Here is a 26302-nt window from a genome sequence, read left to right as displayed (position 1 = left end):
CGCCCAACGCGCCGCCAACGCCGCCGCCGCCCTGCATCACCAGACACATCAACAGCGCCACCCAGAACGACAGCGCCAAGGACAGCACCGAACAAGCCCCTTATCGAACTACTCATGGGGCATCGTGGAACTTCTCTTGGGGCGACTACCGCCTCAGGTTGGTGTTCAAGGAAGCGGGTCAAGCTCTCGTCGTCGTGTTTGTCCCATCTGCCTCGACCGGCCTCATGAGCCTCCACCTCAAAACTGAGGTCAAGCGCAGTACGTGCACGCGGAACACCACCTGCCTTGACAAAGCCTGTGCTAGGCGAGTATCAGCGCCTTTGAATCCCGTGGCCCCCTAAAGAGGGCCTAGGCGTATCCAAATACTAGGTGATCTACTACGCATACTGGTCACCCTTACTCAAAGAGGAGCAAGAGTTCATCATGACGCACAAGACATCGACAGCCCGTTGGTTCAGTTCATTTACCATCGCCGCTGCCTTGACCCTCGCCGTCACTCCAAACGCGAGTGCTGCCACATCTCCAAGTGACTCCGGACCTACCGTGACTGTACGCACCGGCCCAGCCGTTATTGACCCAGTAGTGGCCGAGCAAGTCAAATCTATGAAGCCAGGAGATAAAAGAACTATCCGCACTAAAGATGAGACAGTTCAAATTGCAGTTGCAACTGCAGGCTGCACCGAAACAATTAGTGCTGGAAACCCCAGTTTGACAACCAGTACGAGAGTGGTCGGCCAGGTGAAGTTTACAAGGTCTTCGGGATGCTCTACATACCGGACCGGCCGCATGCACCTTAGCAATGAGGCGTGTGGTTCATTTGGATGCAACTGGAGAGATGAGGGAACCGCCGCTAATTACGACATCAGGCCCGGCACAACCGTGTACTTGAACGCAGGACAAGACTGCATCGGAAAAACCAGCAGAAGATGGCGCACTGATGGTGCGTGGGATGCTTTGAATCCCACCTACAGCACCCCGATCTACCTCGCATGTAGTCGCTGAATATTGTAACAAGCGGGGCTGGCGAGGTTTATTTGCCAGCCCCGCACTCACGCCAATTCTCACGGCTCCGCTGGTGAGACATCCTCAGTCTCTACCAACAATCCTTCCGAGTTCAGAAAATTGACACGAACTTCTTGGTCGACGCCCCCCAGATCAAGAACCCAGTAACTGTTGGAGATCGTGGCGGTCCCCAAGATGCCTCCTGTCTGGCCAGTTGCGACCACTTGGGTCGCGTCTGGGTTTTGCGCCCAACCCGCCAAAAAATCTCCCCCAGTCATCGTAAACCGTTGGACATGAGGAGGGTCCTGCAGCGAAACACCTGAACAATTCGATAGGTCAAATCCTGGTGAATGAATGGCAAGGCAATCTCCGCCTCGCTCGTTGCGGGAAATCCATAGGGTTAACGGGTAACCCGCTTGGTCGACGCTGCGAGCGACCAACTTTCCATCGTCCACCGGCGCAAATGACCCCTTTCCGTCCGCCAACGTTTCCCAGGCTAAACGAGCTGCCTGCCCAAAACCACCACTAGCTACTGCTACCCCTGATCCACACCCTAAAATGGCTGCGGAAAGGACCGCTGCGACCATAGTACGCCGCCTCCTAAATACCTGCGGAGACGACGGTGTGCGGACAGTCCGTGCTGCCAGCTCTTTTCCGCGTTGCAGAAGTACAGATTCAGGGGGGTATGGCAGGGTGCCATACCCCTTTTTCACCGGATCATTGTCAGCCACCTTGTGCAATACTGCGTTGTTTCGCATGACCGCTCCTCCCGTCCGGTTTTCCCTCCAGCTCGCGCACTAGCCGTGCACGGGCTCGATGAATACGCACATAGGCAGTCCCGACGTTGCAGTCCAAGACTTTTGCAATCTCCGTAGGAGTAAGACCCTCCCAAGCAGACAGCATTAAGATTTCTCGATCCTCGATTTTCATTGCTCGCAAGGCGCATAATGCGTCGTATGCCCCGTCGCTGATACCGTCATCGCCAGGCGATTCGATCATCAGCGATAGCGGAGTATCCTTCATCCCGCTTGACCTTAACAGATTGTTCACAAGGTGACTGGCGGTCTTATACAGCCAAGGAATTCCTGACTGCTTAGCGGCATCCCACTTGGTCCAAGCGATCGTGAAAGTATCCGAAACAATATCTTCAGCGAATAGATTCGGCACGCGACGGAGGACGTACTCATGAATCCTTCGATAGTTTCTTGCATAGAAGGCCGAAAAATCTTCTGCGTCGTCACCCGCCATGTTCGCTACTCCGTCCCCCATCGGACTCACTACCCTCACACCTCTACATGTAGTGACGGACCGGGATCTTACAGCCGTCCTCCTGACCGGGTGACCTCTGCAGGCCTAGGAGCATGCGCGATCTCTACTGAGTGCGTACTTTTGGTTCAGGCGTTACGATGCCCGACATCGGACAGGCACGTCTGAGATGGGGAAAGACGATGAGCCAGGGATTTTCGACAAGACAGGCCGCGACCGCAGCACAAATTTCTCCACAAAATTTGTGGGGACTAGTTTTTGGTGTCGGCTTATTTTATGCACAGAGTCTTTCATCTCTCGCCTGGCTACATAATCCGGTTTCGCCTCAAGCTAATTACCACGTGGTGGTGATCTGCCTTACTTTGATAGCTGGCGCCGCAATTTCAACCCACCTTCCGCGGATGGGCCTTCTTCTCGGCGCTTCCGCCGCTTTTCTTGTTATGTTGGGGTGGATAATCGGTAGGGCTGATGACTTCAGCCAGTCAATAACCTTATTTTCGGAGCCGCAGATTGTCATCGGTGCCGGCGCGCATCAGCCAATCGTCATAGCGTCCTCCTTGACATTTTGCGTTATATCTCTCTCCAGGCTCCCCATTCAAAGATGGGCCCGCACAATCCTCTAAAAACTCGTTCCACCATGAGATCGGAAAGTTCTGGTAACAAAGGAGCGCGCACGCCATCTACAGGTCGGGACAACGAAGTCTTCGTCGGCGCTGCCACTGTCGGCGGAGCCAGCTTTCTGGCGCTCGTCGACGGCAGTCTGCTCGCCCGCTTGGGTTGCAGCGTCAAAAGCGACACTGACGATGAGCTGAGCACTATACCTGGCGTGTACGGCGTCATCCTTGAATAGTGCACTGAGCTACATCGTCTCAGCTCCTACGTGGCCAACGATAGTGCAATCACTCACCGCCAATTCCGACGACCCTGACAGTTTCGCCGCCTACTCGCTCGCGCCGTCGGCGGAGCCGGAAGAGAAGTACCTGCTGCGTCTGCTCAACGGCGACGACAACAGCCTCTCGATCCTCTCCGACCGCGGCACCCAGGAGGCGATAACACTAGGCAACAGGTCATCAACGCAGCCATGCTCGCTGAGCCCTGACGGATGAACTACGGTCGACTGGACTGTACCTCGACCACTAGCGTCGACTGCGGCCAGAACAGGCCCGGCACGGCGTTGGACGGGACCAGCCCCTACTGCAGTCCTACCTATACCGACATGCTGACCGCGATCGGCGCAGAGCCGAGCGAGCAAACTCCCAGCTAGTGGCGCGCCTGCTGCGTCGTCTGGCGCGTGGGGTTAGCGTCCACTCCCGCGTCTTCCCTTACAGCGACCCGCGGCAGCTGTCCGACCATGCCTGAGATACCCACGTGCGCCGAAGGGGTGCGGCACCCAGTCAAAATGCCTGTTCACCCCGAGGTGTCGTAGCGTCTGGCTATGACGAGCGCGCTGCAGCAGGCCGTTCCGCAGGCCCGGTGGGAGGTCTACCGCGGAGACCCACGCGAGAGCAAACAGCACAAGCCGGTACTGCTAGGACCGTTCGGCCTCGTTAACCCCGCGGGCGTGGTCTACAAACAAGCCCTCGGACCCGTCATGCATGGCCAATAACGCGATCCCGGGACGCTGCACCGCTGGGCGCTGAGCAAAATCACGGCAGGAGACCACTGATGGCCGAGAATCTCGGCATCTTCATCGGGGTACCAACCTCAGAATTTTCCGAGGTCGCTCACCTCGACCCGGATGCCGACCTCGAGGAAATCCTGCAGATCCTCGCCGCCTCCGACGAAGAGGAGGACGAGGATGATGAGGAGAGGGAAGAGGACGGGCACGCGGTGCCTGACGGCTTGGACATTGAGCACGTCGACGGCATGCCGGAGCTGGATGAAGCCCTTGTCCGGTCCCAGCTCACGGCACTGGGCGCGACCCTGCTCCCAGGCCAGGACGAAGGGTCCTGGGTTCAAGGGACTGTCGCGTACGACTTCCTGCTGTGCCGGGGTGAGAACTCACGGTTGCGGATGGTGGATGGAACGATCGCCTACCTGTCGCCGACGGCAGTAGCCAGTCGCGACGTCCGCGCCGTCTTCACCGGACTCCTGAAACTGGCGGAGACGGTGGGCGCGCGGTTGTGGCAGACCGGAGGCGTCATCGTTCCCATCCCCCTAGGACGCGAAGACATCGACGGCTGGATCCGTGAAATGAGCGACGACCTACCCTGACGACCTTCCCCGACAAGCTACCTTGACGAGTTGCCGGAGCCGAATCGGCTCCTCACGCGACGGGCTGCAAGTGCTGCCTGCCCGCGAGCGCCGCAGGATCTCGTCCGCCCTATCGCGGTTCGAGAAGCACTACCGGCCAGTCCGCCCACTATCAAGCCTTGGCTACCGACGGGAGGGACCTCGACGTGGCAGCGATCTCCCCCGATGACCTGGGGACGGCCGACCGTGAGCGGTACTCCGAGCGCGTCGAGACCGCCGGCCCTGACCTGCTGGCCGAGCTGTCAACCTGGGTCGACGACACCTGGGACGAGTCGCGCCACGGCCCGCGCACCCAGCTGGACGGAACCCTGGCCAGCATCACCGCGCTGGTGACGTGGCTGTTCGACGTCGCCGACGAGGGACTGCCTGGCATCCCCGCCACGGTGCGCCGCTTCAACTGGATCCCCCCGGCCCGACCCGACGAGGACATGGACGTGACCGTCCGCCGCGACTACGCCGCGGCAGCAGTCGACGCCTACATCGCCGCCGTGCTACACCGCTACGACCCCGCGGCCCGCTGGCAACCGCTGCGCACACCCGGACGCGTCCCGGACGTCTGGGAGGGCTGGCCCCACGTCTACGTCCACGGCACCCCCGTGGACCTGGCCAGCGGGCCGAACCTGAACAAGTTCTTCGACGACCGCCCCGGCGCGTCCGGTCACCCCCCGCGCAACCCCGCCTGGCTCACCGTGCTGCTGACCGAGCAGCTGCCCGCCAACATCCTTGAGAACGACCTACCTGCCGACCCGAACTTCCTGCCCGCCCCGGGACGAACGACGCCGGCCCAGCCATGGGAGCCGTTCGAACCGTCGTCCACCCCGGATGGGCAGTCAGCGACGCAGGCCCACCAGGACGAGCGCAAGCAACCCCTGTCCCGCCCCCCAGGATCCGAGGACGCCCCCCGGCTCCCGCCCTGCCTCGAGGGTGACTTCGTGATGACCGCCGTACAGGACCCCCGCATCACCGACGACGGCTTCTTCAAGATCGACAAAAGCGCGACAGGAGATGCCCGCGACAACGTGGAGGTGGACGAGGAAGAGGAGATGGACCTGACGCAGCTGGCCGAAGAGGGCCCGGCCCTCAGCGCCCGTGCACTGCACCGCGAGCTGCTCAGTCTGGGCTTTGAGCACCAAGGCAGCCTTTCTCAGGCCACGCCGACGGCTCCCAGGCTGGACCGCACCGATGAGCAGTACGTCTTCGACGGCGCTGAGGCCGTCCTGCTCGCCGAGACCTTCTCCACTCGAGGCCGGCTGCGCTACCTGTTCTTTCAGTGGCTCAACCAGCCGGGGTGCTCCCCGGCCTCCCCCACCGGCCGGTGGCTCGCGCAGCAGGTGCAGGACATGGCGACTCGACGCGGGGCCCGGCTCGTCGCAGCGGACACTCGTTACGTGTGAGCTGACCAAGACCCTGAGCGCCACGGTGCAGGGTGCCTTCGTCAGCAGCGTTGTGAGCAGCTGCCGCACCCGCGGGGCAGGAGCACCAGAGGACGTGGGCCCCGGGCCCGGTCCAATGGGGGCGACTGAGCTTCACCATCACGCCCAACTGGGCCGGCGCGCTTCCCTGTCGCACCGACCTCGAGGCTGGGCTTACCTCTATTGACAAAGCCCTCACTGGGCCGCTTGTGCGACCGGCCGCGGGCCCTTTGCCGGGCCATCAACCACTCGGTGACAATTCCCCAACACGCGAGACAGTGGTCGGGAGCCGACGTCGATCTTGGTCGTCGCTGAATTATCCGCAGCAGGTCGTCTGTACCCGCTTTGTCCTGACGACTGAAACTCTTTAGGTGACGATTTCCTCAAAATCAGACAACCGCGCCACCAGCTCCAGCCCCAAAACGGTCATTGGTGAGAATGAGAACGTCACGACGGCCGGATCACTGCAACCCGCGCTGGTACCGGCGCCACGCCGGTGCCGTAACGGCTCAGTGCAGCCAGGAGGACCACATCGTCGGTCAGACGCATCCGCTTCGTGCGCCACCCCCGCACCACCGCGCGGGAGCCCGCAACACCGAACTCGACGATAGTGCGAGCCGTGCCTGTGGGATCGTGCCGTGCGCGGGCTAGCAGAGCACCGTGCCCGCATGCGCGCAACGCCGCTGCCCAGCTCTGGGGAGCAGAGTAGTCATCACCCGCCGCCACATCTGCGGTGATCCCGAATGACCGCGCCTTGGCTGCAATCAGGGTGGCCAATTTTAGTGGCCGGGTCCTGGTGGCATGCAGGATCCTGCGGACGTCGACGTCAGCACGGTCGACCATGCCGGTACCACGGAAGACCTCCAGCCAGGCACCGTGTTGGCGGTCGGACAGGTAGCAGGACCCCTCAGGTGCTGGTAAATCGAAGCGCCCCTTGCCCGACCCTGAGCCCGAAAATGCGCAGGAGAAGAACCAGGGCGACCAGGTGATACCGGTGGCAGGATCCCGGTCGCGGAAGATGCGGTATGCCGGCTTCCCAGTCGCCAGGACAGTGACCGGGAAGCCGGTGAGATCCGCTGGGGGCGGCGTACCGGGCATCAAGCCGCCAGAGCGCGAGCCCAGGAGCGTGCGGCCTTCACCACTGGTACGAGATTGCCATCGCGCAGCAGATCAACAGGGGTGACTCCGCCCAGCTCTGGCTGGGGTGACACCAGCCAGGAAGCAACCGTCCACCGGGAGACGAGCTGCTCCGGAAGCTCCTCTAGCGCCGCACCCAACCCCGGCAGCGGCGTCTCCTCGAGGAACTGGAACACGGGATACACGACTTGACCAGAGCCGGTCCGCAGAGCCAGCAGGCTGCGCCGCTTGCTCACCGCCTGCCGGCTAATAGGCTGGTCTCCCCCCAGTAGCTCACGCACTCCGTCGACGTCGTAGAACGGTCCGAGGTGGTCCTCCCAGGCCGCGGCTGTGTCCACGACCACTCTTGCGGCGCGACGCGCGGTGCCCTCGACATCCTTCAGTCGCCTGAGGTTCCTGCCTCGCGGATCGCGCAGTCCGAGCTCGTCCACCGTCTTGACCAGCATCTCCAGATGCTCGGCAGGAACCTTGCGGATCGAGACCCCTTTCGGGCCCCAAAAGGTGATCCTGGCGCCTTGCTGATTGCGCTGAACGCGCTCTAGCAGCTTGGAGGGACGGGGGCCCAGGCGATGAGAGCGGCCCATCTCGATCACGTGGCGCCCAGACTTACTGTCCAGGTGCCGACTGCTGAGAGCCGCCTTGGACGCCCGCAACTTGATGGTCATGCACCCACTGTACCCGCAATCAACCCTGTCAACCCTGACTCTCCCATTGGGTAGGTGCGGGTCAACCCCTTGACGTCAACTTCACCCGAGCGCGGTGACCGGCCACCTCGTGCCATGCGTCGAACGTGACCCCATCTTCCAGGCCACCGTCACCGTCGTCCGGTTGACCGCACCACCTCGTCCCATCGCCCCGCGCACCTGCACCAGGTCGCCAGCCTTTATGGCACTGCCGGTCGATACCGGCCCGCAGTCGGTTGAACCCCGTGCGCGACCTGCTAGGTGAGCACGCTCTACCAATGCTCCGGAGCGACCCGCGCTGCCGCCAGACGCTCCCCCCTGGACCGCTAACGCCTCACCGGTGCTTGCTGGCCTTGACCTGCTCGTAGTCCGTTGGCTCATCGGGACGGTCGGGTCCAGGGTCAGCTCCTGCCCCATCCCGTCCGGCATCGGCGATGTCAGGGCTAGGGCGGGGTCCAGCGAGCGGACCGCGCTCCTCGGTGTACGGGTCTTGCGGTCGAGGTCCGAGATGACGGTCAGGTCGCGGGTCAAGCTGGGCATGGGCGGATGCTGACCCGGCGACCTGTCCGTTGTCGCTGGCTAGATGTGCTTGGGGCAGCCCTAGATGTGGTTGGGGCAGTCATCGTCCATGCCCGCGCACGACCAGGTCCCGGTACCGTTGTCGGTCCAGTCACCGCCGCACAGCGGGCAGGTGGGCTTGTCGGTCTTCTCGGGCATTCGTCCTCCAGGTGTCGGTGCGTCTCACGATCTTCGGAGCATTGGTCACTGGGGTTGAGTCTCAGCACCGGTCGCGCGCGGGACGTGGGTCTCAGGACAGCGATTCGTACAGCGCGGTCGTTAGGTCGCGCTCTTCGCTGACCGTCAGCTGGCCAGGACCCAGCCGGGGCTCGTAGGCCGCCAGGACGAGTCCCGTTCCGGTGGCTGAAGGTGCCAGGACTCCATGGCAGCCGAGAAAGGTGGCCGCATGACCGACTGACTGACAGGCAGTGTGGTCGTCATCCACGAAGTCGTCGCTGCTGAGGCCGACTTGGTCGAGGGCTTCGGGCGTGCGCAGGTCGAGCACCTCCAGCTTCAAAGCTTCGACGGTGTAGAGCTTGATGCCTGCCTTCAGTCGGGAGGCGACGGTGGTACCGCCGGCAGTCGACGTTCGCTCCAGCTCACCTAGGCAGGTACCGACCGGGCTGGCGAGGTAGATGGTGGCGAACCCGGGAGGGTTCCATCGTCCGCCCATCCGACGGGCGCCTTCCCCCGAGAGCGGGTCTCGTCGTGAGGAGACGGTCCGGTAGGTCGTTCCGGACCACTGCGTGGTGCCGAGGTCGGCGACGCGCTGGAGGACTTCCTCGTTGAGAGGGGCAGTCACACCACTACGCCCTCGGCTAGGGCGTCGATGAGGGCTAGAACGTCCTTGTAGCGGCCCTCGCGGATGCACGTCGCTGGACTGTCATGATCAAGGAGCCGGTTGGGGGTGAACATCCACAGGTTGGCCTCCTCCGCAGGGATGACCTCGGTGACGGCGTCAGCAACGTAGGCCAGCTCGATGAGGCGGTCTTTGTTCAGGCGTTGGGGGACCGCGTCGCCGTGCTGCCAACGGGCCACCGAACGCGGTGAGGCATCGATGATCTTGCCGACGTCCTCCTGGGTCATGCCCAAGGTATTGATCACGTCTGTGACCTTGTGCGCTAGGGCGCCTTGCGTTGCGGCCATGTGTCCCCCTTTTCGTCATGCGATCTGTCTGGCATTCTGTCAGCTGTCGGGCCCGATGACGAGAGCGAGGGGCCATATGAGTGGCGTTGTCTACCGTCTGTGCCACAACGATCACAAGGTCGTCGAGGACTTCCTGTCCCGGCGCCCGGAGGGCGTGGCCGGCATCCTCCTCGATCCCAAGTGGGCGCACGAGCAAGCTGGCGCCGCAGAAGCGGCCCGCGCAGCTGGCGTGCCCGTCTACTTCGAGCCCGCCACCGAGCGCTTGGTGGCCCCTGGCTTCGAGGTGGCCAGCTCGGAGTACACCCACACCGTGTGGGACCCCCAGGAGCTGGTCGCCAGCCCGCAGCGACGTCGCGACCTCATCGAAGCGGTCCTGCGGGCTCACCCGGAGTCGGTGACCGCGATCACTCCCCCCCATTTTCTCGTCGGCGATGAGCGCAGTGCGAGCCTGAACGCCGTCCTGGCGCAGGAGACCAGCGCCCATGGCGAGCAGTCTGTGCGCGCCATCGTGCTGGTGCAGCGCAGCTACGCCACGAAGGACCCCGCGGCACTAGCCCACGCCTACGTGGCCGCGGGCATCGAGCACGTCGAGCTGCGCCTGACGCCTGTGGGGGGTGAGGGCGAGAGCCTGGCCAAGATCAGCTCTGTCTTCATGATCGCTCGGGCGTTCACGGACGCGGGCATCACGGTCACGATGGGGCAGTCGGGCAACCTCGGGCACGTGGCCGTCGTCCAAGGACACGCCGCCGAGTACTCCGTGGGCGTCGGACTGCTCGAGTCGGTCAACCACGGCGCGGTGATGAAGCGCCAGACCGCCCCTCCCAAGCCCCGCGATCCGGCGGACGGTGAAGAGGGGAACGGCCCGCGTGGGGCTCTGGCGGGCATCTACCTACCAGGCCTGGCTGCGACCGTCCGCCGGCAGGTCGGGAAGAACCTGCTCGGACACAGCGACCTGAAGCTGAAGGTGAGCTGCCGGCTCGCATGCTGCGCGAACAGCATCGAGGGGCCGGCTCGCAATCCGCGTGGGCACTACCTCACCACCCGCGCTCACGAGGTGAGCCAGGTGATGGACCAGCCACCGGCATGGCGGGCCAACGCCGAAGCACAGCGGCTGGAGCGAGCCCTGCAGCTGCGGCAGATGATCAACGAGCATTATCTCACCAAGGACGATCAGCCACTGCCGACCCGAACCTTGCAAAGTCTGGTCGACGCCCTGCGAGGGGAGCAGCCTCAGCGCGGCTCGCGCACCGCTTGAGCTCGCGCTCCACATGAGGCTGCCCTCACCGGCGCCGCCTTCGCTGCTGCCACACCGACGACAACGGCCTTGCTTGAGTAGACCTCGTCGCTCCTGACGACGTCGTGGAAGGGTTCCCGCAAAGATAGCGAGGTACACGGATCAGGCCAGGGAGCAGTCGTTCGCGCCCGCTTCAGAGCAGCGATCGGCAGTTCCTGACGGGCACCTGCTGGAGAAGCAGGACCATTGGCGTCGCCTCATGGCAGCCCGAGCTCACGCGCTACCCGCACGACCGCAAAACGTATCCGTCGCTCGATCCATCGAGCGGTGACCGCTCGACTCGAAGGAGCCCGATGCTTTCCGACGCCGAACTGCTCCTCGGGTTGGGCCGGCACCTCGCCGCGTACACCATCTCCACCGCGCACGCCGCGCTGGAGGCCCTCCAGTTCGCTGGACAGGTCTATGAGATGGCGTGGCGGCTGCGCAACTCCCAAGTGTCCACCGCTGGCCGCATCCAAGCCATCGGTGTGGAGGCCCACATCGGCAGTCGCATCCTCGATCGCGATGTCCTCCCCACGATGGAGCAGATGGGCTGGGTCGAGTGCCGCCGCGACCCTGACGGCGTCCTCATCTCCCTCGAGGCGCTCATCCCACCCAACGACCAACTCGTCGATGACGCCGGGCGACTTCTCGACGTCCTTCTCGCTACCCCAGTCCAGCGGGCCGCACTGGAGTTGATCCGGGCCACCTCCCGCCAACCACTCACAGTCACCTCTGCTGTGGAGATCGCCAGCGTGCATGGCGAAGAGGCCGCCGAACAAGCCCTCCGTCACCTCGTGGCCATCGGCCTCGTGCGCCGGATCGAGCTCGAAGTTGACCGGCCCGTCGTATTCAACCCCAATATCTGGACGAGTGACCCGGCGCTGTCCAAGGCGGCTCTGCGGGCTGAGGATGCCCGCGCGAACACAGAGGTTGGCGCCCTCATCGACGAAGTGGCCGCACTACCAGGTCTGCCCGAAAAGCATGTGCAGTCCACCGAGAAGAAGTGGGTGGACTTCGCAGTCTCCCAGGGTCTTGTCGAGCGCTCGCTCGTGCAGACGTCCACCGGAGAAGAAGAGGGGTTCTTGTTCGCACCGCACCTCAAGCGTGACGCCTTCGGGGTCGGCTCCGCTGATCCTTCGGGTCACGTGCGGCAGATGGTCGGAAGCATGATCTACGCCACCACGTTCGCTACCACCTATCGACTGCGCAGCCCCGGCGCGTTCCTGTACGCGCTGATCCGTAATGGTGAGGCAGGCAACGTGCCCAACATCGCCACCGATTACGCCATGCTCGAACTCGCCGGCACCATCAAGGTCGAAACTGGATCCTGGGGCAAGGCAGCCCGAATGGTCCTCCTGCAGACCGATGTCGCAGAAACCGCGCTGGACATCATCGACTCCCGAGGTCGCAGCCGCGGCGCGGTCGGTAGCCTGCAAGCTCTGGGCGAGCAGCGCGCCTACAGCCACATCGAGCGCGAGAGAGCACGCATGGCCACGGCCACCGAGACCCACGATGAGGACCAGGCAAGACTCATCGCTGCACTGCGTGACGCTACGTCCGGAGGTGTCTTCGGTGCCTGACCCCGAAGTCCCGCGAGACGACATCGGACACACCCCCACCACGCCGCCTGCGGAGGGGGGCACGCATTCTCACGACACAGATTCGGTGGGCACCAGTCCGGGCGACATGCAAGGCGTCGGGCCCGCCGCCGAGCCCCTGGACACCGGCGCGGGAAGGGCCCCGGCTGCAGCGATCGGTGCGAAGCAGCCAGGTCGCCAATCCCCTCCGGGGCAGGGTCGGTCAGCCTCGAGCTCGCGGTCTCGCAGCGGCACCAGGCCGCGCAAGGAGCAGCTCAGTCCTACGAGCTTGCAGAACGACGGCCACGACTTGGAACGCCGCGTCGGAAGAGTCGAGTTCGCTGAAGGAGCTCTCGTCCGCCTGCGGGCGCCGATACGCGTCGACGCAGAGAGTGGACGTGATGTCCTCACCGACATCGATGTCCTTGCCATCGACGTGGACGGCCGGCTGCGGACTTCGCGCTCCATCCTTGAATGCAAGAGCGGCAGCGGCCAGGCGAAGGAGCCTGACCGGCTGTTGTGGCTCGCCGGGCTCCAGAAGTACCTGCGCTTTGATCGGGCAGTGCTCGTACGCCAGTCCGTGTCCCGTCGAGGACGCGCCCTGGCGCGCAGCCTAGGCCTCAGTGTCCTTGACGTCGCGCGCCTGAGTGCTCGCGAGGCAGCACACGCCTGGCTGCCAGAAGCGTTCGCTCATGTCGATGGACCCGCGTGCATTGCAGCGGAAACGCGCGCCGACACGCAACTCAAGGGCCTTGGTCACATCCCCGCTGACCTCGTCAGCTATCTGCGTCACGACGCGCTGCGCGGCGAGACCACTGAGGTGCTCCGTGCAGTTGCGCATCTGGGTCGAGTCACTGAGCAGGGGGGCATTCTTCCCCGCCCCACCCGCGAGGTACTTGCCGGCCATGCCACCCTCGCCCTGCTTCTGGCAGCCACCGAAGACGCCGCCCGCCTCGACGAGCTTTCACCGGAGGAACTGCAGGAACGAACCGAACAAGCCCTCACCATCGGCAGCCCCGACAGCACCCAGATGCTCAACGTTCTCACGCGCGCCGACGACCTGATAGCTTATGTGGTTGAACGCGTCCACGCCGCCTACCAGGGATCTGGCTCCACGCGAGTGCAGGTCAACATTCCATCGCTTCGAGAGGTCGTCACCCAGCCACCCGATTGGGTGCCTCGCTACCTCGACATGGTGCAGAAGCTGCGCGCCAATCCATCGATGGCCCGCCAAATTCTACAGACTGCTGAATTGGCATGCTTCGAGGCGCTCCTAGGAGGTCGAGCGCATCTCGCACGGGCTTTTGATCATCTATTTACTCCGGAGCATCGATACCTGCTCAATGTCGCCGTTCGATGCCTCGAAGCGATGGCCGGGACAGCCACCGCAGAGTCAGTTCGGCCCATCCTCGACCTCAACTTTAGCCGTGGCGGAGGGGCAATTGACCGCACAGCTAGCGCGGCCCCCTCAAATGAACCCGAGCAAATCGAACGCGCCAAGACGGTCGAAGTCGCGGACTCTTAACGCAAGACGAGAAATCATCGATACCGGCGCGGGCTGGTGAGGATAGCGTTAATTCCCCCACCGGTCCCCCAGGGAACGGCCGAAAAGCCGCTATCTGTGACATCCAGTTCCGCATGAGCCACCACACGTCCGGGGAAATGTCACCGATGAAGCGGTGCAGGCTTCCGGACGGCTCGGCTCCCGCCATCTGCCAGTCCCCGCCTGACGTGCCGCAGACCGCCTAGATTGCGTTACCAAGCCCTTGCTGAGGCTTGAGTCTTCGGCTGGTCGGCGCAGGTTCTGTTCTCGGTCAGGCGTCGGGCTGCTTCAGCCTCGATCAGACCGCGAGGCTGAACGTCCTGGCCGGCCGGCAGGCCAACATCAGCCGGGTCGAGACGACCTGGACCATCGCCTCGGAGTGGGAAATTTGCATGCATAATCGCGCGCCAAGCGTTTGCGCCTCCTCAACCAGGCAAAAGTTCGTTCCACCGCCCAGCGCTGGAGCAGCACTTGAAGATCTCGCACGTCGGTGTTGCGCGGGACAGCGACGATGTGAACGCCGACGTGAGCTGCAGCGCAACCGATCAAGGAGGTGTCGATGGGCTTGACGTAGCCGCCGCCCACCCCAGACCAGCCCTAGCGGCGCAAAGGTCTGCTGCACTCTGGTCAAGGCGACCTGGCCCCGGCGCACTCTTGGACGCTGGCCAAGTGCATCACCGCACGCAGTAGCAGACTATTGGTGTCGACCAGCAGGGGACGCTTACGGCCGCGGACGTGCTTGCTGGCCCTTAGTATGGCCCTAGCCGATGGACTGACCTCTATGGCGAAATTTGACGATTGGGAGTCCAGCACCACGGCGGAGGTTGAGGGTGACAACCGTCGGCGATGCACGGCTAGTCGCGCAGCAGGTTGTGGACGCGGCCCCAGATGCCGTCGGCGCTCTAGGTGGCGAACCAGCGGCAGGTCACCCACCACGAGGCCAGCTTGTAAGGGGCAGCCGGTGGTGAGAATGGACAAGATGGTATCGATGACCAGCGGAGTGAGTGTACTCGTAACCGCCCGCTTCGTGGTCGATGAGATTGAGGCAGGAGGCCAGCAGCACAACCACCTATCGGGCGTCGAGCAGATTGAGCCGCAGACCGGCGTGCACAAGCAGGCACCCACCGGTTGATCATGAAGGTGGGGTGGTGGCCTCGACGGCCACCACCCCACCTTCACTTACTGCCGATCACAGTAACGCAACCCCCTCTGAGGCCATCATGCTTACCTCCGCATGACCTTGAGCACAGCCAGCGTCACACTCCAAGACGCAGCCGCCACCCCTGCAGCGATGACAGTGAAGAAGAGCCAGGCAAACAGCCACAGCGCGTCATCGTCTGTGAAACAGGGCCAGAAGATGACCACCGCGAACGAAGCTGCACATAGAGGAACTGCCGCGAATCTGTTCACTAGGAGCGTTGTTAAGGCGGACGCACTCACTAGAGAACCGACGGCTAGCAGCATCCAGACTGTCCCGATAGTCGACCCGCTAAATGCCACCACGGACGCCCACCCGGCCAGTCCGGCGAGCATCACCGCGACTAGCGCGATCATGTACTGCCACCACTCAAGGCGTTTCCTTGGCTGCAGCTTTTCGGGACTGGGGTATCTGGGAAGGCTCATCGAGGATTACCTTTCCCCCTGTAGTTCAACCTGGCTCCGTAGCGCACGGCAATGAAGTAGCTTTCAGCCCACCGGTAGCACAAGTACCTACCCGCAAGGCTTCTCGGCCCCCAAGCGTACCTGTAGTAGGAATTGCAAGCTGCAAGCATCTGCACGAAGAAGCGCCCATCGCACGTCACACGGTCAGTCCGGCTGTTTACGTCGTAACAGTTGTCGTGATTATTGCAGGCGCTGTTGAAGATTCCGTCTGGTGCACGGTTGGTGAAACCCTGACCACCACAACCATTGGCAAGGCCCGAAGGATCGTTGAAGGATTCGGGCGCGAGGGCAGCGTAAGTGTAGTGCGGATCTTGCCCGGAGGGATCCTGCTGCGTGAACCGGCCTTGAGCAGCATCATAGTAACGGGCACCGAGCTTGACGAGCCCGGTCACTCCGTCGTCGTAGCCCCCGCCATACCTGAAAGGCTGAGACAGGCCACTCGTTTCACTCGCGCTCAGCGTTGTCCCGTAAGCGGAGTAGCTGTACGAGTCGGCCACGGTGCCGTCGGCCTTGACCATCGCCCGAACCGAGGCGACGTTGTCGGTGAAGGGGTACAACTCGGTCGCCGCGCTGGCCGTCATTCCGATGCGCACGGCGATCAATGTTCCACTGGGATCGCGCACGGTCCAGTTGGAGGTGGCTCCTGTTTTGGACCAGGCGGGCGCCGGGCTGATCGGAGAAACCGCGAAGGAGGTGGCAGCAGAACCGCTACCCGATTGAGTCCGCTCGCCGTTCCCGCCGTCACCGTTGGCGTAGGACTGCGCGATGGTGCTGCCGCCGGCGGGGGTGAAGGAGCTAGCGCCTTCCTGCGCGTTGTAAACCGTGGTTAGGCCGATCTGCGACTTGGCGGCGGTCTGGTTGCCGTTGCCGTCGTAACTAAAGCCACTCCCGGTCAGGGCCGCACCGGTGGGGGTGACGCCGGTGGCGGCGGTGAGTTCGTTGCCGCCGTTGTAGGTGAACGTCGCCGCCGCGGTCCCGGTGCTGCAGGTCGTCGCGGCCGCGTTGAGGTACTTGGTGCGGTTGCCGGCCCCGTCGTAGCAGAAGCCTTCGTAGCGGGTGACCGATCCCCCGGCCGTCGGGGCGGTGGAGGCGGCGGTGAGGCGGCCCAGCGCATCGTGACTGTAAGTGGTCTTACTCGCCGCCACAGCATCGGTCATTGAAGACACCAGCGACGTATCCTTGGTGGTATTTGGCGCAGTGTAGCCGTAGAGCAGATTCAGCTGGGTCGTGGCAGCTCCCACAGGTACACCCCCGGCAATCGTTGTGCCGATGATCTGCTTGACTCGGCCAGAGTCGTCCAGGGTGGTGGCCAGAGTCTGCCCGCCGGGGTAGCGGGTGGAGGTGCGCCGCCCGTCGTCGTCGACGCCGAACAGCACGCACTTCGTCGACGCTGCACCCGGGGAGGTGAGGGTCTGCCCGGTGCAGGACCCGCCGGGCAGGGCAAGGCTGGTCAGCTGGTCGGCGTCGTTGTAGCCGTACTTCACCACCCCGCCGGCATCGGTGTACTGGACGAGGTTGCCGACCTTGTCGTAGTCGAGGGCGCTGGTGTCCTCCGGGGTGATGGTGGCCCGCAGCCGGCCCAGGTCGTCACGGTCGTACGCGGTGGAGCGGTCGGCGCTGGAGCTGTTGGCCGGGTACTCATCGACCGCCCGCAGCCACCCGTTGCCGGACTCGTCCCCGAAGTAGTGCGAGACGACCCGCCCGTCCTGGTAGAGGGTGTAGGTCAGGCGGTCCATCGCGTCGTAGCCGTAGAACGTGGTCTGCCCGCGGCCGTCGGTGACGTTGTCCAGCCGGGACAGCGCGTCGTACTCGAAGGTCTGCTGCTGCTGCGCCGAGGGGGTGCCCGGCAGCATCGTGGTCAGCTGACCCTGGGCGTCGTAGCGGTAGGCGACGCGGTGGGCGGTGGTAGCCGCGGCGGTGGTGCCCTTGACGTAGGCGCCGTCGCGGGTCTCGCACAGCACTCCCGCCTTGGTCGCGGTCACGACGTTGTTGACGGTGGGGCCGCAGTTGACGGTGCCGCCGTAGTCGGGGTCGGTGCTGCCCTGGTACAGGGACTTCGTCGTCACCCCACCGGTGGTGGCGCTGATCTGGTTTCCCGCGGCGTCATAGCCGTACGTCGTGGCGTTGCCCTGAGCGTCGACACTGCTGACTACATCATACAGTCGGGCTCCGGTGCCAAAAGTGTTACTGATGGCGGCGCCAGTGGGCAACTTCACGCTAGTTAGGTTCCACGTTGCGGCAGAGGCCGACGCTCCAGAGGAGTCGTACGTATTAGTCGTCGTTTGAGCGGCCCCGCCGCTGCCGGTGCTGGCTGCGGTACCCGAAGCCATGTCGTCATTGGCAGTGTAGGTCCCGGTCCGCTTCTTGCCGCGGGCGTCGGTGACGTCGGCGATGCGGCCGCGGCCGTCGGAGGTGTAGACGCTGTCGTGGCCGTTGGGGTCGGTGACGGTGGTCTTGGTCGCCGCAGTGCCGTTGGCGCGGTCGAAGGTGGTGTACGCGAACGTCCACGTCGGGTTCTCCCCGGTGTTCGCGATCCGCTTCAAGGTCAGCACCCGCCCGGAGCCGTCGTAGGTCAGCTCGGTGCGCTGACCCTCGGGAACGGTGATGGCCGTCACCCGGTCGTCGGCGTCGTACTCGTACGTCGTGGTCCCACCCGCGGCGTTGGTCTCACTGACCAGCTGGTTGTTCGTGACCGTCGTGGCCGGTTCCCGGTTCGTGACGTCGGTGATCCAGGCGTTCCAGTACCCGAAGTTCGTGATCGTGACGTCGCGTCCGCGGGTGTCGGTGACCTTGCGCAGGATCAGGTTGTCGTTGTACGGCAGCCGCGCCGAGGCGTCGTAGGTGAAGGTGATCGCGTTGCCGTTGCGGTCGGTCACCGAGGCCAGCCCGTAGGACGGGTCCGCGCTGGTGCCGATGTTCTTGAACTTCTGCGCGACCTTGGACTTGCGCTCGGTGAGGGTGAACGTCCCGTCGGCGTTGGCGACCAGGTCGGCGTCCAGACCCGCCGGGCGAGTCCAGGAGCCGTCCAGGGCCTTGTAGAACGTCCACCGTGCGCCGGTGGCGTCGTCGTACAGCATCGACCCTGCATAGGGCTGCAGCCGCACCCCGGACAGGGAGTCGGTCCAGCGCGAGCCGTTTACGCCCAGCTGGGCAGTGTTGATGCTGTTGGAGGTGTGGGCGATGTTCAGGTCCAGCCCGACGCCGGCGATGGTCAGCTGGCGGGTGGTGACCATCGCGTTGCCGGTGGCCGGGTTCACCGCGACGCTGGTGGCGTCGTCGAGGTCCTCGGCCACGACGGCGGAGTTGCCCTTACGGTCCCCGGCGCGGGGATCCCACTCGATGTAGAGGTTGGCGTCGTTGGCCTGGGTCAGGCGGACCGGGGCGCCGCCGGCGGTCGCGGTGGTCTTCTCCAGCTCGAAGCCGTTGTAGGTGCTGGTGCCCTCCACCCACCGCTGGACGGTGTCGGCGACGTCGAAGGACATCGAGGTGGCCGTGGCCGGGTTGATGCTCGCCCGGGCCACCGCGGCGCCGCGGTCACCGCCGGCGGTGGTCCAGGCGGTGGTGCCGTTGCGGGTGTTCCACGTCGCCCCGGCCGCGAACGGCTGGCTCAGCTCCTTCACGTCCACGCTGGTGGTGGCTGCGCCGGCGACCTGGACGGTCTTGACGTTCAGCTTCGCCTGGGCGATCTGGGCGTCGGCGGGGATGACGTCGAACAGGGTCGGGAACTTCAGCAGGCCTCGCTGCTGGGCTCCGGTCGTGGAGTTGCTCGACAGCGGGATCTCCCCGCTGGTGCACGAGGATGTCGTGGCCGCCGCGGAGCTGATCGCACACCCCAGGATGGAGGAGGGGTAGGCGATGGTGGGGTCGATGACCACCGGCCACGCCCGGTCCGCTGCGGCCAACCAGCCCGCGTCGGGGGTGACGGTCAGCGTCGTCTGGCCCACCCCGTCCGCCCCGACCGCGCCGGGGGTGAGGGTGACGGCGATGTCGTCGGAGTGCGCGCCGCGGGCGTCGTCCATGAACGGCGCCGGCAGGGTGAAGACGGTCTCCCCGCGGGCGTTGGTCACCGTGACCGTGTCCGCGTCAGCCCCCGACCCTGCGCCGACGCCCTTGGTGAGCTTCAAGCCGGGGCCGGTCTTGACCGTGTAGGACAGCGCCCCGGCGTTCAAGGCGGCCGAGGACGGGGAGTCCAGGGTGATGGTCTCCTTCACGCCGCTGCCCTGGGCTTCGAGGGCGACGTCGGTGCCGGGCAGGACATCGGTGTAGGCCACGCTCGTCCCGTCGACCTGCCCGGTGACCGGAGCGACCTCTGGTGCCGCACCCGCAGCGGCAGCCAGGGTGCGCGCCGCGCTCGCGGTAGAGGTCGTCGACTTCGCCGCGGCCGTCGGCGCGGCGGCGGGAGCGCTGGCGGCGCTGGCCGGGTTCAGCTGCAGGGACACCCACTGCCCGGCGTTGGACCCGTCGGTGAGGGTGAGCGGCGCGGTGAGGTCCTGCGGCAAGGTCGCGTCGTACCCGGCGGCGGAGTTGGCCCACCCGGTGTCGGCTCCCCCACCGGCCGGCCCACCGGGCTTCTGGCTCGCCGGGATGAGGGTGTTGTCCACCGGCTGCCAGTTCCCCGCCTCGTCGCGGAAGTTCAGTGCCTGCGGGGAGACCTGCGTGGTCCGCGTCCCGGTGGCCGGGTCCACCGTGGTGCTTGAGTGCGCCGTCCGCGCGGTCACGTCCTCCACCGGTTCGGCGTCCGGTGCGGGCTGAGCCTGCGCGGCCTGCTGCGCGGCGGCTTTGGCCGCCGCCGACAAACCGCTGTAGTGCCCGTTGGAAGGCTTGGCCGGCTTGGGGCGTCCCGCGGTAGTTGAGGTGCCGCTCACCAAGGGTTGGGCGGGAGCCGGGGTCGCTGCGGCGGGCAGCGCGAAGGCCACCGCCACTCCCGCCGCTACCGTCGCTGCCACGCCAGCGGAGATGCCTGCCGTCGCCGACCGCCGTGGCAGCTGCATCTGGACCCGGTCAGACTGACTTGGATCCCCACTGTCACCAGATCTCCTGCGCCTAGGCATGCGTTTTCCTCCACTCCCCTGGTCGACGCGTGCCGCGTTCAGAGTCCCAGGGGATTAACAGCTGTGCACAATGCCTGGCTCAGGTTCGCGGGGTTCGCCATCTTGAGAAGGGTCACCCGTTTGGAGCGCTTGTCGCCCCTAAAGGTGTAACGGCACAAGCGTGTTGACCGATGGTTCGTTCTGCAAAGCAACCACTCACGTGTTCGGGTCAAGGACGTCTCACTCCATGGTTGCCCACGGACAGGTCTCGCCTGCGGGGAAGCCTGCATAGGGTCGTGCCTCACGGGCATCGTGGTCTGACATTGAGGTGTGGGGGCCCAGATGAAGCGGAGTTGACGCCGGTCGATGTTGGAAGTATCCCTAAACGTCACCAAGTGTGCCGACGACGAACTGCAGGTGCAGCCCCGAGCACGAGATGAGGGTTGCTCGATGAAGATCTACCGGGCTCCTCAGTCCGCCGACGCCTGGCCCCGTGGATCCTCCCCCGTCTAGGACCGGTCCGATCGCTCCCCCGCCCTTGCCTTGGCAGATGAGCACACCGCACAACCTCTACGCGCTGCAGAAAATCACTCGTGCGCTACCCACCCTGATGACGTGCATGGTGTAACCGGACCGCTGCCAGATGCATCCTGAGTGGTCCGGCAGCCGGAGCCGTCCGGTGCTCGGTGAGGACATGCAGCGCAGCGTCACCTCCCTCGATGAAGTGGAGATGGTGACGCTGGCGTGGGCCTCCACCGACGGCTCGGCCGTCACCGGCTCCCCGGTCAACCGGCCCCAGGCTGGGCGGCTGCGCATCGAGCACTGCGACCAGGCGGGCTGGCCGCCCAGAGCAGCCTGAGATTTCTGCGCGGGCTGCGCCTGCAGCAGGCCAGGGTGCGCAGCTTTCTCGTCGGGACGGGCCCGTCCTCTGTACCAATGCTGTTGCTGACGCTACTGTTCGTGGCCTCCGCGGCGAGCGGCGCCCGGGCCCCAGTACCTCGAATCACCGCTAACGTCATCGCGTTGACGATCACCGTGCTGGAGGCTTTGTATTGCAGCTGTTCACCAATGCTGCCCTGCGCTAGCTGGCTCGGCAGGCCGCGGCTGGGTCATCTTCCGCTAGTGCACCGGCAAGTGCTGACCACCGAGCTGGGCATCCTCGCCGCCGTACTGGACGTGTCGACTGCTATGGCCAGGGTAGTCGTGCCGCCCTAGCCTTGCGGTGAGGGTCGTCCCGCCAGTGCCCATCCCAGTGTCATATCTCAACTACATGATCGACAGAATCTGAATGTTCTTTCAGTAGGCCACCCATGTACCGCGCGACCCGACGTGGCTGTAAACGCTATCGTCACCTTGCGAGTACGTCGGCGTGCGTCACCCTCACACGGAACCCGTATTTCTCCCCTGTAATCACCTCCTGAGTAGTACTGCCGAGGGCTCGGGGACGGCCGTGCACCTACCCTCAGGTTCTCAACTGGGTCGGCAAGCGGCAGCGAATGACCGACCACGGAGAGCACCGAGAAGCACATCATGCAGATACATCCTGTTACGTCGGGCAACGTCGCCAGCGTTGGCTACGACCCGGACACCCGCACCTTGCGGGTGCGGTTCCGCAGCGGCGGCACCTACGACTACGCCGACGTAGACGTTGCCTTGTTCCACCAGATGCTTCAACCGCACCCCTGGCACCGCCTGCACCAGCAGGTCAAGAAGCACCACTGCACGCTCCTCTGATCCAGGAGTGCTTCGGCATGCTCCGCCCCGCCCCCGCCCTCACATCACAGCCGGGGATCCGCTGCACTATGGCTCCCTGCTTCACGCGCGTGCGCAGAGACTGCCACCGAACCTCACGCCGGCCCACTCCCCCTGCCTCCTGCCCCTGCTGGCCGTGCCCGCGGTAGGCGTCTCATGGGGGCGGCGGCGGCTTATCGCTCCCGGCCTGCTCGCCGGTGAGGTCGCTCGTGGGCGGGGACAGGAGCTCGGCGGGCGTCGTCAGCTTGCCCACGATCGCCAGCGCCACCTGCCGATCCAGCAATGACAGCTCGGTCAGTTGGGTGCACAAGGCGGCCTGTGAGGCGACGGCTTGGTCCACAGCCCTCTCCCGCATGGCGACCTCGCGCTGTCGAAACCTGGCCTCGGTCCGCGTGTGATGGACGGTCTGCCAGGTGTTCACCACATCAGGCAGGAGGGCGTAGGCCCCCCTCAACGCGGCCCCGAGCCACCCGTGCTCCAGCCAGGCAGCCGCGGCGGCGAGTACCGCGCTGGCTTCGGTCGTCACGACGTGACTCATGCTCAGGTCAATCGGCAGGCAGGCCAGGCAGACTCGCTACGTCGCGGTGCCACCGCCTGGCAGCGGATCAGGGCGGGCGCCGCCAGCCGCACGCCAGAGCTGCGTGCCACCTCAAGGCAGCATGGCGTGTCGGTGCCGGAGCAGCCCCCACCTGGTGGTTGCGCGGGGCGGGAAGATCGGGAAAGCACCACGTCACGGTGTCCCGGGCCAAGGGACGGCGTCGCGGGCTCAAGGCGGCCGGCGGACGCGCGCCGGAGGCGGGCCGTTCCACCTACCGGACCTGTCACAGCCCCGCCTCCGGCGCGGCACCCTGACCACTCAACGATGCATCATGCCTGGGTTAGGGCGGACCTGGACGCTGGCCACCGTCAGCGACCGGCTTCCAGTGATCACCACGGCCGTCTTCCCGGCGGTGACCTGCGGTCTGCGGCCTGTCATCGGTATCGATGCCCGGTGCATCTAGCCTCACGGGCATGACGATGACGCCGCCGCCCCCGCCGAAACCCGCTATCCGTCGGCTGAGCAGGTCGACATAGTGCGCTACTGGCGACTATTGGAGCTGTTCAGCCCCCAGCAGGCGAGCAAGGTCGATCCGAGACATAAGACCGGACGACTCGACGAACTGACCCACTCCAGCGCCACCGCCGCCGGTAGTGCATGCGCGTAGGCACCCACCCCGGGCCACGAAGCCCAACTCACCCCCTAGGCCAGCCCACACCGCTGCTGACCACCCGCAACGCCTGGCGCCCCACCCACACCGATACCGCACACGTGAACAACGACGACGCGAGCCACAGGCCAGGCTTCGGCGGCGCCGGTGACGTGGGATCCCTGCCGCCCCATCCACTAAGTCACCCGACCCAATGCCGCCCCCGCCGGCGCTCAACAACTACTGCACGACGCGTTCACCCGCATCAGCGCCTCCACCGGCCTGCGCTTCATCGATGACGGCGCCACTACTGAAGGCCCTTCGCCCCAGCGCGTCCCCTACCAACCCGGCCGCTACGGCGGCCGCTGGGCACCAGGCCTAATCACCTACGTCAACGCCAGCGAGGTCCCCGACATCGCCGCCGCCGTCATCGCCCAAGCCGGCCCCACCACGGTGACCACCACCCGACGCACCAACCTCGATCGGCTCCTGGGCCGCCCCGGCCAGCCGGTCGGCGTCTACGTCTTCGGCGCCGTCGACGTCGACGCCGCCCAAGTCACCGACGCCCTGGCCCGCCCCGGCGGGGACCGGCTGGTCCGAGCCGTCTTCGAACACGAACTGGGCCACCTCGTCGGCCTGGCCCACGTCGAGGACCGGACCCAGCTGATGTACCCCCAGACCAGCACCGTCCTCGACTACGCCCCTGGTGACCTCACCGGCCTGGCCGCCTTGGGCACCGGCCCCTGCGTTCCCGAGGTATGACGGTGACCCCGGTGCCCGTGCTGCCGGTGCCCGTGCTGCCAGTACTCGTGCTGGCAGTACTCGTGCTGCCAGTACTCGGCTGGCGCTGCAAGCTGGCAGCAGCGGCCCTTAGTGCGGCGATGGTGGCGCCGAGGTGGAGGGCCAGTCGCAACGCCACGAGAAGGCAGCTGCAGCCTGACGTTGCCAGATTGCGGCGACCGCAGGATCGTGCCCGGGGTTGAAGCGGCGAGCGAGCACGATCAGGGCCGTGACGTGGGCGCCGGCCTCCTGCAGCGCGTGGGCAGCGCTTTGGCTGAGAGCACCGGTGGTGTAGACGTCATCCACAAGAAGGACGCGCGAGTCCTGCACCGGCTCGGTGCACGCATAGGCCCCCAGGGCCGGGTGGCTGTGTTCCAGGGGTGTGGTCGTCCGCTGCAGCAGCGACACGACGGGAACGTTGAGGCCCACGCCGCGAAGTACCGCCTCAAGAGCGTGAGGCGGCTGACGTCGGGTGGAGGGGACAACGCAGACGGCGTCGAGGTCCTGCAGCGGCGCTGCGCCTACGTTCTCCAGCAGGAACCGGGCCGTGATCGTGCTCAAGCGCGCGGTAGTCTCCCGGGCCGGTTCGAGAGGCCACTGGCGGTGCTCGTCGTCTGCGGCGGCGTCAGGGTCCTTGTAGAAAGTCAACCAGTCACGCAGAGGCGACGGCTTGCGGTAAAGGGAGATGACCGTCGCCGGGACCGGGACGCGTCCCAGCGCCTGAACGACATCGGCGCAGTTGTGGCACAGGTCTTGGCCGAGGACGTCGCGCCAGCTGCTGCAGCCAGGACAGATGTCCGCTGCCGGCGGCGGTGGCGGCACCAGGTACGGGATGAGGGCGTCGGAGGCCGAACGCAGGCGGTCCGCGTCGCCGGTGACGGTAAGTGAAGGCACGGGGCCACTCTAAGGAGCGGCCCCGCGACACCCCACAGCTAACCTGCCAGTTGACCTCACAGCTGCTGGGCGGTGCGGACCCGCTCACCAGCAGCGACGACCTCGTCGACGAAAGACACCCCAGGCAGCTGGGCGAGCCGCTGCGCCCACGTCTGAGCGCGCAAAGCAGGACCCCACAGCAGCACACGTCGTCCCAGCTTGGCCGCCTGCTCGGCCTGCTGGCGGCTGCCGCTGCGCTCCTGACCACTCATGACGAGGCTGACAGAGCTCAAGCCGGCGATGACGGTATTGCGACACAGGAACGACGACGGCGTGCGGGGAGCATCGGGAGCGAACTGCGAGACCAGGGCGCCGCCACCGGTGAGGATCCGCTGCGCCAAGTCGGCGTGCTCGGCGGGAAAGACCGTCTCGATGCCGGTGCCGAAGACAGCCACCGTGTGACCTCCCACGCTCAAAGCTGCCTCGTGGGCGGCCGCGTCCACGCCCACAGCGAGCCCGGAGACAACGCTGAGGCCATCAGCGGCGGCGGCCGCCGCGATGGCACGGGTGGCCTCTAGGTCAGCTGGGCTGGCGGTGCGGCTGCCGACGATGGAGACCGCCTCAGCGTCAGTGGGCAAGGCGCCGTCGATGAAGAGCATCGGCGGGCGGTCCCAGGCCTGAGCTAGGCGGGCAGGGTACTCCGCGTCGCCGGCTAGTCGGATGGACAATGCCGGGTGGGCGGCGTGCAAGCGGTCCAGCCGCTTGGCCCAGTACTCCACCCGGCCTTCGTCGCGGTGCTCCATCAGGTAGGACGCCAGCTGCGAGGGCTCGGAGGAGGCCGCCGGCTCCTGCAGCAACCAGCCCCGGTCATCGCCGGTGAGCAGCACAGCAAGGTCACGCGGCTCGGCGGGGAGCAGCTCCAGCGCCGTCTGCGCCAGGGCCGCGCGTCGAAGGTGCTTGTCCATGCTGAGCACAGTAGAAGTCAGGTCTGACATCACGGCCTCCGGCTACATCGCGGCCTTACCGATCATGGCCGATCATGATGCGGCGTGTCCGGGCACCTCACTGCTACCACCTGCACTGACGCCTTGCCGATGGTGCCGTAGTCGACCTGGATGGCACCCTCGATAGCACCCCGGATGCTGATCGATGCCCAAGTGGCGCG

The 26302-nt window shown here is 65.4% G+C and carries 19 protein-coding genes; 10 read left to right on the top strand and 9 right to left on the bottom strand.

Going from position 1 to position 26302, the window contains the following annotated elements; translation table 11 throughout:
• Window positions 1-1725: 1725 nt before the first annotated feature.
• Window positions 1726-2250 (bottom strand): RNA polymerase sigma factor, encoded by a 525-nt coding sequence (locus BJ968_RS23030; RefSeq protein WP_179755893.1) that lies wholly within the window; start codon window positions 2248-2250, stop codon window positions 1726-1728.
• 911 nt (window positions 2251-3161) lie between these two features.
• Here BJ968_RS23030 and BJ968_RS23025 point away from each other — a divergent pair.
• The 3 genes from BJ968_RS23025 to BJ968_RS23015 all read left to right on the top strand — a co-directional run bounded on the left by BJ968_RS23025 (window position 3162) and on the right by BJ968_RS23015 (window position 5915).
• Complete coding sequence (locus BJ968_RS23025) at window positions 3162-3374, top strand: hypothetical protein (RefSeq protein WP_179755891.1); 213 nt, start codon at window positions 3162-3164, stop codon at window positions 3372-3374.
• Between the two features lie 559 nt (window positions 3375-3933).
• Window positions 3934-4482, top strand: coding sequence for a hypothetical protein (locus tag BJ968_RS23020; protein ID WP_179755889.1), 549 nt, complete (start codon window positions 3934-3936; stop codon window positions 4480-4482).
• Window positions 4483-4667: 185 nt separating this feature from the next.
• Entirely contained in the window at window positions 4668-5915 is a 1248-nt protein-coding gene (locus BJ968_RS23015) for a hypothetical protein (protein WP_179755887.1), read from the top strand.
• Between the two features lie 465 nt (window positions 5916-6380).
• Here the strand turns inward: BJ968_RS23015 and BJ968_RS27200 are convergent, their stop codons facing one another.
• From BJ968_RS27200 to BJ968_RS26105, 4 genes are all read right to left on the bottom strand, one after another.
• A complete protein-coding gene (locus tag BJ968_RS27200) occupies window positions 6381-7031 on the bottom strand; it encodes an RES family NAD+ phosphorylase (protein ID WP_179755885.1) in 651 nt (216 codons plus the stop codon).
• A complete protein-coding gene (locus BJ968_RS23005; protein ID WP_179755884.1) occupies window positions 7031-7735 on the bottom strand; it encodes an antitoxin Xre/MbcA/ParS toxin-binding domain-containing protein in 705 nt (234 codons plus the stop codon). The genes BJ968_RS27200 and BJ968_RS23005 overlap by 1 nt, the downstream gene beginning before the upstream one ends.
• Window positions 7736-8561: 826 nt before the next feature.
• Window positions 8562-9113, bottom strand: coding sequence for an RES domain-containing protein (locus tag BJ968_RS23000; protein ID WP_179755883.1), 552 nt, complete (start codon window positions 9111-9113; stop codon window positions 8562-8564).
• Window positions 9110-9457 (bottom strand): antitoxin Xre/MbcA/ParS toxin-binding domain-containing protein, encoded by a 348-nt coding sequence (locus tag BJ968_RS26105; protein WP_179755881.1) that lies wholly within the window; start codon window positions 9455-9457, stop codon window positions 9110-9112. The genes BJ968_RS23000 and BJ968_RS26105 overlap by 4 nt, the downstream gene beginning before the upstream one ends.
• A gap of 76 nt (window positions 9458-9533) precedes the next feature.
• Here BJ968_RS26105 and BJ968_RS22990 point away from each other — a divergent pair, with 76 nt between their 5' ends.
• The 4 genes from BJ968_RS22990 (at window position 9534) to BJ968_RS22970 (ending at window position 14985) form a co-directional block, all read left to right on the top strand.
• The gene (locus tag BJ968_RS22990; RefSeq protein ID WP_179755879.1) at window positions 9534-10712 is read left to right on the top strand and encodes a hypothetical protein; all 1179 of its coding nucleotides are present in this window, start codon (window positions 9534-9536) and stop codon (window positions 10710-10712) included.
• A 332-nt stretch (window positions 10713-11044) separates the two neighbouring features.
• Complete coding sequence (locus tag BJ968_RS23850) at window positions 11045-12313, top strand: hypothetical protein (protein ID WP_218885260.1); 1269 nt, start codon at window positions 11045-11047, stop codon at window positions 12311-12313.
• Window positions 12314-12599: 286 nt separating this feature from the next.
• Window positions 12600-13835 (top strand): hypothetical protein, encoded by a 1236-nt coding sequence (locus BJ968_RS22980; RefSeq protein WP_179755877.1) that lies wholly within the window; start codon window positions 12600-12602, stop codon window positions 13833-13835.
• A 979-nt stretch (window positions 13836-14814) separates the two neighbouring features.
• On the top strand, window positions 14815-14985 hold the full coding sequence (locus BJ968_RS22970) for a hypothetical protein (RefSeq protein ID WP_218885259.1): 171 nt from the start codon (window positions 14815-14817) through the stop codon (window positions 14983-14985).
• 487 nt (window positions 14986-15472) lie between these two features.
• On the opposite strand, the gene BJ968_RS27085 is transcribed toward BJ968_RS22970, so the two are convergent.
• The gene (locus BJ968_RS27085) at window positions 15473-20431 is read right to left on the bottom strand and encodes an RHS repeat-associated core domain-containing protein (protein ID WP_179755869.1); all 4959 of its coding nucleotides are present in this window, start codon (window positions 20429-20431) and stop codon (window positions 15473-15475) included.
• A gap of 793 nt (window positions 20432-21224) precedes the next feature.
• Here BJ968_RS27085 and BJ968_RS22960 point away from each other — a divergent pair.
• Together BJ968_RS22960 and BJ968_RS22955 are read left to right on the top strand one after the other, a co-directional pair.
• Window positions 21225-21404 carry a hypothetical protein gene (locus BJ968_RS22960; protein ID WP_179755866.1) on the top strand — a complete coding sequence of 60 codons (180 nt, stop codon included), beginning with the start codon at window positions 21225-21227 and terminating at the stop codon, window positions 21402-21404.
• Window positions 21405-22075: 671 nt separating this feature from the next.
• Window positions 22076-22279, top strand: coding sequence for a KTSC domain-containing protein (locus BJ968_RS22955; protein ID WP_179755863.1), 204 nt, complete (start codon window positions 22076-22078; stop codon window positions 22277-22279).
• A 172-nt stretch (window positions 22280-22451) separates the two neighbouring features.
• Here BJ968_RS22955 and BJ968_RS22950 read toward each other — a convergent pair whose 3' ends face one another.
• Window positions 22452-22823: a hypothetical protein gene (locus BJ968_RS22950; RefSeq protein ID WP_179755860.1), complete on the bottom strand. Its 372-nt coding sequence runs from the start codon at window positions 22821-22823 to the stop codon at window positions 22452-22454.
• A gap of 1114 nt (window positions 22824-23937) precedes the next feature.
• On the opposite strand from BJ968_RS22950, the gene BJ968_RS27080 reads away from it, so the two are divergent.
• Window positions 23938-24246 (top strand): matrixin family metalloprotease, encoded by a 309-nt coding sequence (locus BJ968_RS27080; RefSeq protein WP_179755858.1) that lies wholly within the window; start codon window positions 23938-23940, stop codon window positions 24244-24246.
• Between the two features lie 108 nt (window positions 24247-24354).
• Here the strand turns inward: BJ968_RS27080 and BJ968_RS22940 are convergent, their stop codons facing one another.
• Window positions 24355-25158 (bottom strand): ComF family protein, encoded by an 804-nt coding sequence (locus BJ968_RS22940; protein ID WP_179755855.1) that lies wholly within the window; start codon window positions 25156-25158, stop codon window positions 24355-24357.
• Window positions 25159-25214: 56 nt separating this feature from the next.
• A complete protein-coding gene (locus BJ968_RS22935; protein ID WP_179755853.1) occupies window positions 25215-26102 on the bottom strand; it encodes a DNA-processing protein DprA in 888 nt (295 codons plus the stop codon).
• Window positions 26103-26302: the final 200 nt, after the last annotated feature.

This window comes from Kineococcus aurantiacus, from assembly GCF_013409345.1.
Classification (GTDB): domain Bacteria; phylum Actinomycetota; class Actinomycetes; order Actinomycetales; family Kineococcaceae; genus Kineococcus; species Kineococcus aurantiacus.
Note: the sequence above shows the minus strand (reverse complement) of the source record. Positions and strands in the feature narration are given on the sequence as shown.